This window comes from Pelagerythrobacter sp. (assembly GCF_041912895.1).
Lineage (GTDB): Bacteria > Pseudomonadota > Alphaproteobacteria > Sphingomonadales > Sphingomonadaceae > Pelagerythrobacter.
Window position 1 is genome coordinate 616,445 of the sequence record NZ_JAYSGI010000002.1, and the last position, 12,505, is coordinate 628,949.

Below are 12,505 nucleotides of genomic sequence, written 5' to 3' on the forward strand. Positions count from 1 at the left end.
GGTCGCGACACTAGGGCGCGGCGGCGCGGCGAAAACGGCGCGCGGCTTCGAGCGCGCGGTCCTTCGCGGCCTCCTCGCAGTCGGCGTCGGCCAGTTCCTCGATCTCGCTCGCCGCGCGGTCGAGCAGGCGCTTGGCGATCGATTTTTCGTGTTCGGCATTGTCGCGCTCGTGGCGCAGCCGCTCCACTTCGCTCTTCGATTCGTCCATGACAGACCCCTTCGCCGCGATTCTATCCGTGGCCCCGCGCTTGGCAAGCCGATACATACGCGGGCGTTCAGTGGCGATAGCGCCAGAAGAACATCCACATCGCTTCGTTGTCGGCGACCCATTCGTGGCCGCGCCCCGCGACCACCCGTCCGACCACGCGAGCCTGCCCGTCGCAGCGGGCATAGCGCCGTTCCTCGATGGTATCCGATACCGCGACGGTTTCCGGCTCCTCGCGGCAGCCATCGATTTCGGCCCAGCGGGCGAGGGCGGCGTCCATCGGATACTGCCAGTAGCCCGCGCCGCCGCCGGCCACCGGATTGACCGTGTCGTCCGCCCCGGCAAAGGCATAGACCGGCATCGCGCGGCTCGGCGTGCAAGTCGCCGGGTCCGGGCGCTGCGGATCGTCCGGCAGCGGGTTTCCGGCGCGCAGCCCGACCACCGGCGCGATCGCGGCGAAGCGGTCGGCGGCGACGCAGCCGAGCCACGAGGTCATCCGCCCACCGCCCGAAAGCCCCGTGGCGTAGACCCGGTCCGGGTCGATGCAGCCCCGTTCCGCCAGCCAGTCGATCGTGCCCGCCAGGAAGGCGACGTCGTCGGCATCATCTTCGGTCGGGATTTCTCCGGTGATCGTCGGCACGCCGGGGATATTCCACACGAAGCCGCGCTCGACCGGAATGCCCGCATCGGGCGCGACGAGCAGGAAGCCGTGATGGTCCGACGTCGCGGCGAGGCCCGAGCTTTCGAGCATCGCCGCCCCGGTGCCGCCGCTGCCGTGCAGCAGGAACACCAGCGGCAGGTTGCGAATGCGGTCCACGCCCCCGGGAACGTGGACCGTCATCGCCCGGCCGGTGTCGGAAACTTCGACACGCTGCGTCGTGCCCGGCGCGCCAAGCAGGCATTCCGCCGCGAATGCCGGCTGCGCGAAGAGTGCGAGAGCGGCCAGCGCGGCGAGGCGGGCGAGCATGCGGTGGATCGTCATCGCCTCACCGCCGCGCCAGCTGGGCCGAAACCCCGAAATGGTCGGAGGGATATTCGCCGCCCACCGGCCGATCGCCGATCACCTCGGCGCCCAGCACCGTAAAGTGTTCGCGCTCGGCGAAGATGTGGTCGATCACCCGTGGATCGTGGCCCCGCGCGGTAACGAGCGTGGTCTCCACCGCGTCGCGCGGCAGCGCGGTTGCGAACCGCGGCGGGCCCATCGCGGCGAGCCCGGGATCGTCGAGCGGCGCATTGAAATCGCCCATCACCACCAGCGGCGTGCCGTCCTGCGGCAGCCAGGCGAGCAGATCGGCGAGTTGCTGTGCGCGGACCGGCCCCTGCTCGGGTTTCCACGCCAGATGCGTCCCGACCACGTCGACCGGTCCCGCATCAGTCCGCACGCGCACGCGGATCGCGGTGCGATAGTCGTCGAGCGGGTCGAGCTTACGCCGCTCGACCTCGATCACCGGCAGGCGGGTGAAGATCGCGTTGCCGTAACGCTTGGGCGCACCTTCGGGCTCGACCGCGACGAAATGGACCTCGGGATAACCGAGCGCGGCGGCGAGCGTCTCGGCCTGGTTGGGCAGGCCCTTGCCCGCATCCTCCAGCACTTCCTGCAGCGCGATCACGTCGGCGTTCGCCGCGCGCAGAGCGGTGGTCAGCAATTCGAGCCGCCTGGGCCAGTGACCGCCGGCGTCATGCCAGATGTTGAACGTTGCGAGCGAGAGGCCGCTTCCCGCGCCGCCCGCGAGCCCCCGTGCACATCCGGCGAGCGGCAGCGCCGCCATCCCCGCCAGCATCGCGCGCCGGCCAATCTCAGCTTCGAACATCCGCATCATTTCCTCGCTGGCCCGATCGTGTCTCCCACTGTCGCGCACCGCGGCGCTGTGCAAAAGAGGAAGAATGAATGAATACGATGTCTTGATCATCGGATCGGGCGCGGCCGGGCTCACCGCGGCGCTGGCGCTGGCCGAAACGAAAAAGGTGACCGTGCTGGCCAAGGGCTCGCTCACCGGCGGCAGCACCGCTTGGGCGCAGGGCGGGATCGCCGCGGTGCTCGATGCCGGGGACACGTTCGACGAGCATATCCGCGACACGATGGTCGCCGGGGCGGGGCTGAACCGGCGCGAGACGGTCGAGTTCGTGATCGAACGCGCGCCGCACGCGATCGACCGGCTGGTCGAACTCGGGGTGCCGTTCAACACGGACGGCGCCGATCTCCATCTCACCCGCGAAGGCGGGCATTCGCACCGCCGCATCGTCCACGTCGACGATGCGACCGGCTGGGCGGTGCAGGAAGCGCTGCTGAAGGCGGCCGAGGCGCACCCGAACGTCACCCTGCTGCCGGGGCGGAGTTGCATCGACCTCATCACCGGGCGTCATGGCGAGAAGTTCTCCGGCGACGGGCACGTTTGGGGCGCCTATGCGCTCGATCAGGCGAGCGGGCGGGTCGAACGGCACGTCGCGCGCGCCACCGTGCTCGCGGCGGGCGGTGCGGGGCGGGTATACCAGTTCTCGACCGCGCCGCGCGGCGCGACGGGGGACGGGATCGCGATGGCCTGGCGCGCCGGCGCGCGCGTCTCCAACATGGAGATGATGCAGTTCCACCCGACCTGCCTCTACAACCTCGAGGTCAAGAACTTCCTGATCACCGAGGCGGTGCGCGGCGAGGGCGGGCGACTGCTCCATCCCGAAACTGGCCACCGCTACATGGCCGATTACGACCCGGAGCGGATGGAACTGGCGCCCCGCGACATCGTCGCACGCGCGAATGACGACCAGATCAAGCGCTACGGGCTCGACTACGTTCACCTCGATATCAGCCACCAACCGCCCGAATTCGTGCGCCAGCATTTCCCGACCATCCACGAGAAGCTGCTCGGCCTCGGCATCGACATGACGAAGGAGCCGATCCCGGTCGTGCCCGCGCAGCACTACACCTGCGGCGGGGTGCTCGTGGGGCTCGATGCGCGCACCGACCTGCCGGGGCTGTGGGCGGCGGGCGAATGCACCGAAAGCGGCCTGCACGGCGCCAACCGCCTCGCTTCCAACAGCCTGCTCGAATGCTTCGTGTTCGGCGAGGCGGCGGCGCGCGATATTCTCGCCGGGTGGGACGACCTGCCCCCGCCGCCGCCGATCCGCGAGTGGGACGCGAGCCGGGTGACCGATTCGGACGAAGAGGTCGTCATCAAGCAGAACTGGACCGAGATCCGCCGCTTCATGTGGAACTACGTTGGCATCGTGCGCACCACCAAGCGGCTCGAACGCGCCGCGCATCGCATCGCCACGCTGGCGCGGGAAATCGAGGATTACTACGGCAGCTTCCGCGTCACCACCGACCTGATCGAGCTGCGCAACCTCCACCAGTGTGCCGACCTGATCGTGAAGAGCGCGCTCAAGCGCCACGAAAGCCGCGGGCTGCATTTCACGCTCGACTATCCCGAAACCGATCCGGTCGCGCGCGACACCGTGCTGGTGCCGTAAACGCGACTGGCTGCGCGACCAGCGTGCGCTTCTTCTATGTCATTCCCGTGAATGCGGGAATCCATGGCGCCACGCCAGCAAAGATCATCCCTTTCCCGCTCAAACCGCATAACCAAATTGCGCCGCCCGATTCGATTGATTCAAATCCCCGCCATCCCCACTTTCCGCATATAAATTTTTTCGCTGATTCATTTTCGGGGTTGCGCGCGAAACGACCCGCGGATTTCCGGCGCGTCGCGGCGATGCAGCCGGATAATACACCGCCCCGCACGATGGTTACCGACGATTTACCCCCTTGCGCCGGACTCGCCGCTGATTCAGTATCTAGTGGTTCGGTTCGCAAGGGGGCCACAGGATAGTGTTGTCGCGAGGGATGCGCCGGGAGCGCGCGCGACGATTCGAACCATGGCGAACCCGCGTGCAAAGACTGGATGTGGGCGGATCGGGGGAAAACTAATTGCCCGAACCGCGATGGAGAAATGCTAGGTGGAGAGCTGCTCCGCCGAATCGAACGGAAGTGGAACATCGGGCGCATGGCGCGGGTGTTCGACACGGCACAGGAATGGGGCGGGCGACAGATGGATTTCAGGACCGGGGACGAAGCGGCAATGGGACTCGACCAGGCAGAAGACACCACGATCGATCGCGCGGTCGATCCGGTCGAGGCCAAGCCCCGCATGGATAAGGCGGTAGCGATGGAAACGGCGGACAAGGGCAGCGACGAACTGGTCGCGGATGCCGCGATCTCGCAGAAGGCCGGCGAAGCGCTCGCGCAGGCCGTCGCCGAGGCGGCGAAAGCCAACGCCGAGAAGCCCGACAGCAAGAAAATCCTCGACCGCCGGTTCGACGTCGTCACCGACGAAGCGCGCGATGCGCTGCTGACCGAGTTCGGCAAGGAAACGCTGATCGACCGCTACCTGCTGCCGGGCGAGAAATTCCAGGATCTGTTCGCGCGCGTCGCCGATGCCTATGCCGACGATCAGGACCACGCCCAGCGGCTCTACGACTACGTGTCGAAGCTGTGGTTCATGCCCGCGACCCCGGTGCTGTCGAACGGCGGCACCAACCGCGGCCTGCCGATTTCCTGCTATCTCAACTCGGTGGACGACAGCCTCGAAGGCATCGTCGACACCTGGAACGAGAACGTCTGGCTGGCCAGCAAGGGCGGCGGGATCGGCACCTATTGGGGCAATGTGCGCGGGATCGGCGAGCCGGTCGGCCTCAATGGCAAGACCAGCGGCATCATCCCCTTCGTGCGGGTGATGGACAGCCTGACCCTCGCCATCTCGCAGGGTTCGCTGCGGCGCGGATCGGCCGCGTGCTACATCGACGTCTCGCACCCGGAGATCGAGGAATTCCTCGAAATTCGCAAACCTTCGGGCGATTTCAACCGCAAGGCGCTCAACCTGCACCACGGCGTGCTGCTGACCGACGAGTTCATGGAAGCGGTGCGCGACGGGGCCGAATTCGACCTCGTTTCCCCGCGCGACGGATCGGTGCGCAAGACGGTCGATGCGCGCAGCCTGTTTCAGAAGCTCGTAGAGACCCGCCTCGCGACCGGCGAGCCCTATATCGTCTTCTCCGACACGGTGAACCGGATGATGCCCAAGCATCACCGCGAACTGGGCCTCAAGGTCTCGACCTCGAACCTGTGCTCGGAAATCACTCTACCCACGGGCCGCGACCACTTGGGCAACGATCGCACCGCGGTCTGTTGCCTGTCCTCGCTCAACCTCGAAAAGTGGGAAGAGTGGGAAGGCGACAAGTTGTTCGTGGAAGACGTGATGCGCTTCCTCGACAACGTGCTGCAGGACTATATCGACCGCGCGCCCGACGAGATGGCGCGCGCCAAGTATTCGGCGATGCGCGAGCGCTCGGTCGGCATGGGCGTGATGGGCTTCCACTCGTTCCTGCAATCGAAGAACATCGGCTTCGAAAGCCCGATGGCCAAGGTGTGGAACCTCAAGATGTTCAAGCACATCGCCGCCAAGGCCGAGGAAGCGAGCATGATGCTCGCCAAGGAGCGGGGCCCGTGCCCCGACGCCGAGGAAATGGGCGCGATGGAGCGCTTTTCCTGCAAGATGGCGATCGCGCCGACCGCCTCGATCTCGATCATCTGCGGCGGCACCAGCGCCTGCATCGAGCCGATCCCGGCGAACATCTACACGCACAAAACGCTCAGCGGCTCGTTCGTGGTCAAGAATCCGTATCTGGAGAAGATCCTGCGCGCGAAGTCGAAGGATTCGACCAACGTGTGGAACTCGATCCTCGAGCGCGGCGGTTCGGTCCAGCACCTCGACTTCCTGACGCCGGAGGAAAAGGCGACCTTCAAGACCAGCTTCGAGATCGACCAGCGCTGGCTGCTCGAATTCGCCGCCGACCGCACGCCCTACATCGACCAGGCGCAGTCGCTGAACCTGTTCATCCCGGCCGACGTCGACAAGTGGGACCTGATGATGCTGCACTTCCAGGCATGGGAGAAGGGCATCAAGTCGCTCTACTACCTGCGCTCCAAGTCCGTGCAGCGCGCGGGCTTCGCCGGCGGGGTGGAGACCGACAACACCCCCGACGCCGCGAAGTACGAACTGAGCGCGGGCGGCGACCAGACCGACTACGAGGAATGCCTGGCCTGCCAGTGAAGCGATCCCGCCCCTCGCGGGGACGGGCCGTAGCAGCGGCGTTGCTGCTGGTGACGCTGAGCGCCTGCGCTTCGCAGGTCGATGCCGGCGTATCGCAGGAAGCGTCGGCACCCGGTTTCCTCTGGGGCCTGTGGCACGGTTTCGTGTTTCCGTTCGCGTTCATCGGATCGTTGTTCGATCCGGATATCGCGGTCTATGCGGTGCCCAACCGTGGCGGATGGTACGATTTCGGGTTCTTCCTCGGCGTGACCGTGCTCGGCGGAGGCTCGTGGTTCTCCTCTAGATCGTGCAAATAAGCGCCGGATAGCAAAAGCCCCGGCCGCGCCGTGGTGGCGAGCCGGGGCTTGCTGCCGCTGCCCCTTGGGCGCGGCGGATCGACGAACCGTCAGGTCGCGGCGTTGGTGCCGAGCCCCGCCGGAATACGCGCTTCTGCCTTGAGGTAGATGCGGTTGTCGTCGATCTTCTCGACATCGTCGAGCGACAGGAAGTGATGAATTTCGTCGGCGCTGTCCGACTTGGTCAGCTTAATCTTGTCGTCGTTGACTTCGTCGACCGTGCCGACGTGCCGGCCGTTCGCGTCGGCCACTTCCATGTGTTCCTTGATGCGCAGTTTCTCGAACACGAGGTAAGCCCTTTCGATCTGGTATACACCTTACCAATGGCCGAAGCGGCCCGATCGTTCCGCAGTTTGCCGCACGCGCGAAACGGCTCGGTCGCGCCGCTCCTGCCGGTTATCCCCACCCCATCGCCGCCGCGCGTTTTGGTGCGCATCGCGGCGGGCATAGACTTGGCTCGACGAGGCGGCGCGCGGGGGCGATTCGCGAACGGGGGCGGTATGTTGCCCGGCGGACTCACCCTTCGCCCGAACCCGGCCTGCCGCCGCAAACCGATTCCCAATTCGGCCCCCGCACGCTATATGTAGGGGTTCACGCCAACCGGAGACGCCAGATGTCCCTTCTCGAAGCCCGCAAGACCTACAAGCCGTTCGAATATCCGTGGGCCTACGACTTCTGGAAGCGGCAGCAGCAGATCCACTGGATGCCCGAGGAAGTGCCGCTGGGCGAGGACTGCCGCGACTGGGCGCAGAAAATCTCCGAGCACGAGCGCAACCTGCTCACCCAGATTTTCCGCTTCTTCACCCAGGCCGACGTCGAGGTGCAGGATTGCTACCACGAGAAATACGGCCGCGTGTTCAAGCCGACCGAGGTGAAGATGATGCTCGCCGCCTTCTCCAACATGGAGACGGTGCACATCGCCGCCTATTCGCACCTGCTCGACACGATCGGCATGCCCGAAAGCGAATACGGCATGTTCCTCGAATACGAGGAGATGAAGGCCAAGCACGATTACCTGCAGCAGTTCGGCGTCGATTCGGACGAGGACATCGCCCGCACGCTGGCGATGTTCGGCGGCTTCACCGAAGGGCTCCAGCTCTTCGCCAGCTTCGCCATGCTGATGAACTTCCCGCGTTTCAACAAGATGAAGGGCATGGGCCAGATCGTCAGCTGGTCGGTGCGCGACGAGAGCCTGCACTGCGAAGGCATCACCCGCCTGTTCCACGAATTCGTGCGCGAGCGCGATTGCCTGACCAAGTCGGTCAGGGAAGACATCATGGACATGTGCCAGAAGACGGTGCGGCTGGAGGACGCCTTCATCGACCTCGCGTTCGAGCAGGGCCCGGTGCCCGGCATGACCGCGAACGAGATCAAGCGCTACATCCGCTACATCGCCGACTGGCGGCTGGGCCAGCTCAACCTCAAGCCGATCTACATGGTGGAGGACCACCCGCTCCCCTGGCTCGCCCCGCTGCTGAACGGCGTGGAGCACGCCAACTTCTTCGAAACCCGCGCGACCGAATATTCGAAAGGCGCGACCAAGGGCAACTGGCAGGACGTCTGGTCGAGCTTCGACCAGCGCCAGAAGGCGAAGAAGGGCGAGGAAGCGAACGACGCCGGGGACGAGGGGCCGGGGTTGTTCGGGGATGATGCCGGGGCCGGGAGTGTGGCGGCGGAGTGAGGTTGAACAGCAGCGGGTGATATGGTAAACAAGGCAAGAACATTGGGGCAAGGAGTGGTGTGATGGCGAAGGACTATTGGACTACAAAGCACCCGGACGGCTGGCAGGTCAAAGGCGCTGGTAACTCGCGTGCGACCTCGATTCATTCAACCCAAGCGGAAGCGTGGGCTGAGACCAGAAGTCGAGCTATAGAAACCAAGGGCGAAGCGTATCTAACCGGTCGTAACGGCCAGATCAGAGAACGGAACACATACGGCTACGACCCAGAGAAGACTAAAGGTTGAGATAAGCGCAGCCCGAGGTGCCTAACCACCCGCTTGATGATTGCGATCCGAGCGATTGCTACCAGACAATGATGTCTGAGCGAAATGAGCTAGTTAAAGCTCGGCGTGAAGCGGAAGATAATTTAGTCAAAACGATCATTCAGTTATCATCTGGTCTTGTTGTCCTCATGGCTGGGTTTGCAGTTCAGTCAGAGGTTGTTTTGGAGGGGTTTTTGTACGCGTTATTCGTTGGTGCCATCATCCTTTTGGCAATTGCGATTACCGCCGGCTTGACCGAACACTACTATTCATCGAAGGCCTACCTTTCCCAACAGAATCTGGTTGAGCAGTATTTCACTAAGCAGATCTCAAGTTTTTCAGAGCCGAATGAAAACGCTCGAGTTCGCATGGCGCAATTAGCCGCATTCGGCAGTTTTTTGGCGGCCTTGACGCTTCTCGGTGTGATAGCGATTGTGAAAGCAGGAGTTTCCGATGTCGAATCCGCCGCCACCGCCGCCACCACCACCTCCTCCTCCTCCTCCGCCTCCGGCACCGCCGCCCCGACCGTCGCACCAGGGCAACTTTGGAGACAGCAGGGGCGGAGCAGCGAAATCAGCCGCGCCGTCAATGCCGCCTCCACCTCCACCGAAAAAGAAGTAGCAATAAGGGAGCCTGGACAATGAAGGCTGATGAGCCGCAGCAAGTCAGCCCCCTTGCAGCACATCTCGATCTGATCCGCACGGCGCGGGGAAAGAAGTTCGGCACGATTCTCGCCGATCCGCCTTGGCAGTTCCAGAACCGCACCGGCAAGGTCGCGCCCGAGCACAAGCGGCTCAGCCGCTATGGCACGATGGAACTGGCGGAAATCTGCGCGCTGCCGGTCGAGGATATCGCCGACGATCCGGCGCATCTCTATCTCTGGGTGCCCAATGCGCTGCTGCCCGAAGGCTTGCAGGTGATGAACGCCTGGGGCTTCCGCTACGTCTCCAACATCGTCTGGCACAAAATCCGCAAGGATGGCGGCAGCGACGGGCGCGGGGTGGGTTTCTATTTCCGCAACGTCACCGAAGTCCTGCTGTTCGGCGTGCGCGGCAAGAACGCCCGCACGCTCGCCCCCGGTCGCAGCCAGGTCAACATGATCCAGAGCCGCAAGCGCGAACACAGCCGCAAGCCCGACGAGCAGTACAAGCTCATCGAGGATTGCAGCTGGGGCCCGCGCATCGAACTGTTCAGCCGCGGCGCGCGCAAAGGCTGGACCGTCTGGGGCAATCAGGCCGACGATAGCTACAAGCCCGGCTGGAAAACCTACAGCTACAACAGCACGGCGGCCGTTCCGGCGGAATGATGTTCGACCGACTGTTAGACGCTGGTTTCGAGATTCAGTTTGCGAGTCACGCCAGGGCGATCCTGTCGGTCGATTTTCCTGACATAGTGAAGGACCTCGAAGCAGCACTGCTGACCGTATCTCTGCCGATCACCGAGATCGTGGGCAGTGGGGGCGGCGAAGCGCAGCTTACGCAGCGTTTGCGTCGTGCATTTCACCAACTCGGTTGGGCTAAGCGCAATATCAAGATCGAGAAAATGGTCGATGGCGTGCTCGACGACACGGCCACCAAGACCCATGAGATCGATCACTTTTTTATGACCGATTTGGGCAATTTCGCACTTGAGATCGAATGGAACAACAAGGATCCGTTCTTCGATCGCGATCTGGAAAACTTCAAACGCCTCCATAGCGAAGGCGTGGTCGGCGTTGGCGCTATCTTGACGCGAGGCAGTGAATTGCAGGCTTCGCTCAAAGACATGGTGCGCGGTTGGGCGGAGCGCGAACGGATCGCCTCGTTCGCCGATCTTAAGGGCTTGGGTTTTAAGCGCCCAACCGAGCGGCAAGAGGAGATCGTTGCTCGTTGGGAGGAGCGTGGCGACACCTTCCCTCAAGCTTGGTCGGCTATGTTCTGCAACGACAAGTACGGCATGGCGACGACGCACTGGGACAAGTTGCAGGCGCGGGTCCGGCGCGGCGTAGGCAATCCGTGCCCGCTTCTTCTGATCGGTTTACCGCCCTCGATCGTCGATTTGTCCGCCTAAGCCAATTGTCATTCCCGGGGCTCCACCGCGCACCCTCGCGCGTTGCTCGTGCATGCCCTCCACCGCAATCGCCCGTTTCGCCTTTCGGCCTGTGCTGGCGGCGTCCGACGTGCAGGTCGTGAGCGGGCGGGTCTATCGCTATTTCGCGGTGCCCGAAGCGGTGGCGGGCGGCCGGGCGGGCGCGGGATCGCGGGGCGGCTATTTCAACCGCGCGATTCGCGACCGCTTCGCCTTCGAGCGCCTGCGCGGGTGGGACTGGGCGCTGGATTAGGCCGCCGTGGTTGAGTTCCACTGGCACACTTTTTGAATCGGTTCACGCAAAGGCGCGAAGATGACGCGCCAAAGCCCTTCTCCCACGCTCCCCGCGAACGCGAGCCCCGACCTCCACCGACGCATGGTAGATATCCCGCATTCGCGGGTTGGCAACGGGCTGCCATCGAGCACGACATCTTCGCGCCTTTGCGCCTTCGCGTGAACCCAACTTTCTTCCCGCCAAACCACGAAGCCACGAAGCCACCGAAGCGCAGGCTCGCCGAATTCCCCTCTGCGCCTCTGCGTGAACCCCACTTCACTTTCCATTTTCCTACACGGCCGAAATTTGCTCCATCCTCTCCGATGAAGCGCTATCCGCCCCCTCCCCCGCCGCGCCGCCCGCGCCCGCGTCGTATCCCCGCGTTCCACCCGGTGCCGCTCGTGCCGCGTGCCGACGGGTGGACGCCTGCGCGGCAAGCGGCGTTCATCGGCTATCTGGCGGAGACGCGCTCGGTGCTCGCGGCGTGCCGCAAGGTCTCGATGGGGCGCGAATCGGCCTATCGCCTGCGCAAGCGCCACGGTGCGGCGGGCTTCGCGGCGGCGTGGGACGCGGCGCTGGGAAAGCCACACGCGCCTGTGGACCTGGCTTCGGCGAAGTCCACAGGTCTGCTCGCCAGCTACCGTTTCGCCGAAGGGTTGCTCCAGGTCGTGATGCAGGCCGGGCGCTACGCCGGAACCCGCTGTAAAGACGACAACAATGCCCTGCTCCAGCACCTCGCCCAGCTCGATCGCGCGACCCGCGGACTGGAGCGGCAGGGGTGAAAGTCGCACTTTTTCCATCCGGCGAGAGTGTCACGCCCCGGATGTGGCCTTGGGTGCGTTTCAGGTGCCCGCTTCGCCGTGGCCCCATGGCGCTGGCGGCGGGTCGATCGGGCGCGACAGGTCGAACTCGACGCGGAAGTTCCGCGCGTTGGGCGGCGCGCGCATCAGGCGATAGGCGAACACCGGCGCCTCCGCATCGGCCGGGTCGACCGCGACCTGCCAGACGTTGGTGGTCGAGACGCCCAGCCCCTCGCGCTCGAACAGTGCCACGCTTTCGGCGTCGACCGGGAAATCCTGCGCCTGCGCCGTGCCGTCGCCAGCGGTATCGCCGCCGTACATCGTTACCGCGTCCTCGCTGCCGTCCTCGTACCGGTGGTCGTGCTTGAGGCGCAGGCCTTCTGCGGTGCGGGTGATGAGCCAGGTGCGGCTGCGGTCCCAGCTGCCGTCGGCATTGCGGACGTGGAAGGGGATCGCGATCCGCTCGTCCGAGCATTCGCGCACGTGCATCGCCATCTCGGCCCCGCGCATTTCGGCGTCGGCTTCCTCGTCGCTCGTCATCCGCCCGGCGTAGGCCTTGCCGCAATGGCCCGACAGCGCCTGCCAGAACGCGTCCTGCGGGGCAGCTTCGGCGGCGGCAGGCTCGGGCTCGGCGGTGCAGGCGGCGAGCGGAAGGGCGAGGGCGGCGAGCGCGGCGATCCTGTTCATCCCCGGACCCTGCCAGCCGGGCAATCCGCTGGCAATGCGGGCCGGTATCG

Annotated in this window: 15 protein-coding genes; 10 read left to right on the plus strand and 5 right to left on the minus strand. The window is 64.8% G+C overall.

Going from position 1 to position 12,505, the window contains the following annotated elements:
- Positions 1-10: 10 nt before the first annotated feature.
- The 3 genes from ACE3QC_RS10030 to ACE3QC_RS10040 form a co-directional block, all read right to left on the minus strand.
- A complete protein-coding gene (locus tag ACE3QC_RS10030) occupies positions 11-208 on the minus strand; it encodes a hypothetical protein (RefSeq protein WP_374407771.1) in 198 nt (65 codons plus the stop codon).
- A 67-nt stretch (positions 209-275) separates the two neighbouring features.
- Positions 276-1,187, minus strand: coding sequence for a PHB depolymerase family esterase (locus ACE3QC_RS10035; RefSeq protein ID WP_374407772.1), 912 nt, complete (start codon positions 1,185-1,187; stop codon positions 276-278).
- Between the two features lie 4 nt (positions 1,188-1,191).
- Positions 1,192-2,016: an endonuclease/exonuclease/phosphatase family protein gene (locus tag ACE3QC_RS10040; RefSeq protein WP_374407773.1), complete on the minus strand. Its 825-nt coding sequence runs from the start codon at positions 2,014-2,016 to the stop codon at positions 1,192-1,194.
- Positions 2,017-2,089: 73 nt separating this feature from the next.
- On the opposite strand from ACE3QC_RS10040, the gene nadB reads away from it, so the two are divergent.
- From nadB to ACE3QC_RS10055, 3 genes are all read left to right on the plus strand, one after another.
- The gene (gene nadB / locus ACE3QC_RS10045; protein ID WP_374407774.1) at positions 2,090-3,670 is read left to right on the plus strand and encodes an L-aspartate oxidase; all 1,581 of its coding nucleotides are present in this window, start codon (positions 2,090-2,092) and stop codon (positions 3,668-3,670) included.
- 578 nt (positions 3,671-4,248) lie between these two features.
- Positions 4,249-6,309, plus strand: coding sequence for a ribonucleoside-diphosphate reductase subunit alpha (locus ACE3QC_RS10050; protein WP_374408055.1), 2,061 nt, complete (start codon positions 4,249-4,251; stop codon positions 6,307-6,309).
- Positions 6,306-6,605 carry a hypothetical protein gene (locus ACE3QC_RS10055; RefSeq protein ID WP_374407775.1) on the plus strand — a complete coding sequence of 100 codons (300 nt, stop codon included), beginning with the start codon at positions 6,306-6,308 and terminating at the stop codon, positions 6,603-6,605. Before ACE3QC_RS10050 ends, ACE3QC_RS10055 begins: the two co-directional genes overlap by 4 nt.
- Before the next feature lie 89 nt (positions 6,606-6,694).
- Here ACE3QC_RS10055 and ACE3QC_RS10060 read toward each other — a convergent pair whose 3' ends face one another.
- Positions 6,695-6,931 carry a DUF2171 domain-containing protein gene (locus ACE3QC_RS10060; RefSeq protein ID WP_374407777.1) on the minus strand — a complete coding sequence of 79 codons (237 nt, stop codon included), beginning with the start codon at positions 6,929-6,931 and terminating at the stop codon, positions 6,695-6,697.
- A gap of 326 nt (positions 6,932-7,257) precedes the next feature.
- On the opposite strand from ACE3QC_RS10060, the gene ACE3QC_RS10065 reads away from it, so the two are divergent.
- From ACE3QC_RS10065 to ACE3QC_RS10095, 7 genes are all read left to right on the plus strand, one after another.
- The gene (locus ACE3QC_RS10065) at positions 7,258-8,325 is read left to right on the plus strand and encodes a ribonucleotide-diphosphate reductase subunit beta (RefSeq protein WP_374407779.1); all 1,068 of its coding nucleotides are present in this window, start codon (positions 7,258-7,260) and stop codon (positions 8,323-8,325) included.
- Positions 8,326-8,387: 62 nt separating this feature from the next.
- On the plus strand, positions 8,388-8,609 hold the full coding sequence (locus tag ACE3QC_RS10070) for a DUF2188 domain-containing protein (protein ID WP_374407780.1): 222 nt from the start codon (positions 8,388-8,390) through the stop codon (positions 8,607-8,609).
- Positions 8,610-8,626: 17 nt separating this feature from the next.
- Complete coding sequence (locus ACE3QC_RS10075) at positions 8,627-9,271, plus strand: hypothetical protein (protein WP_374407782.1); 645 nt, start codon at positions 8,627-8,629, stop codon at positions 9,269-9,271.
- Complete coding sequence (locus tag ACE3QC_RS10080; RefSeq protein WP_374407784.1) at positions 9,268-9,933, plus strand: MT-A70 family methyltransferase; 666 nt, start codon at positions 9,268-9,270, stop codon at positions 9,931-9,933. Before ACE3QC_RS10075 ends, ACE3QC_RS10080 begins: the two co-directional genes overlap by 4 nt.
- On the plus strand, positions 9,933-10,676 hold the full coding sequence (locus ACE3QC_RS10085) for a BglII/BstYI family type II restriction endonuclease (RefSeq protein WP_374407786.1): 744 nt from the start codon (positions 9,933-9,935) through the stop codon (positions 10,674-10,676). The genes ACE3QC_RS10080 and ACE3QC_RS10085 overlap by 1 nt, the downstream gene beginning before the upstream one ends.
- A gap of 52 nt (positions 10,677-10,728) precedes the next feature.
- Positions 10,729-10,947, plus strand: coding sequence for a KTSC domain-containing protein (locus ACE3QC_RS10090; RefSeq protein WP_374407788.1), 219 nt, complete (start codon positions 10,729-10,731; stop codon positions 10,945-10,947).
- A gap of 344 nt (positions 10,948-11,291) precedes the next feature.
- Positions 11,292-11,750, plus strand: a complete 459-nt coding sequence (locus ACE3QC_RS10095; protein ID WP_374407790.1) for a hypothetical protein — start codon at positions 11,292-11,294, stop codon at positions 11,748-11,750.
- A 60-nt stretch (positions 11,751-11,810) separates the two neighbouring features.
- Here ACE3QC_RS10095 and ACE3QC_RS10100 read toward each other — a convergent pair whose 3' ends face one another.
- Positions 11,811-12,455 carry a hypothetical protein gene (locus ACE3QC_RS10100; protein WP_374407792.1) on the minus strand — a complete coding sequence of 215 codons (645 nt, stop codon included), beginning with the start codon at positions 12,453-12,455 and terminating at the stop codon, positions 11,811-11,813.
- Between the last annotated feature and the right edge of the window lie 50 nt (positions 12,456-12,505).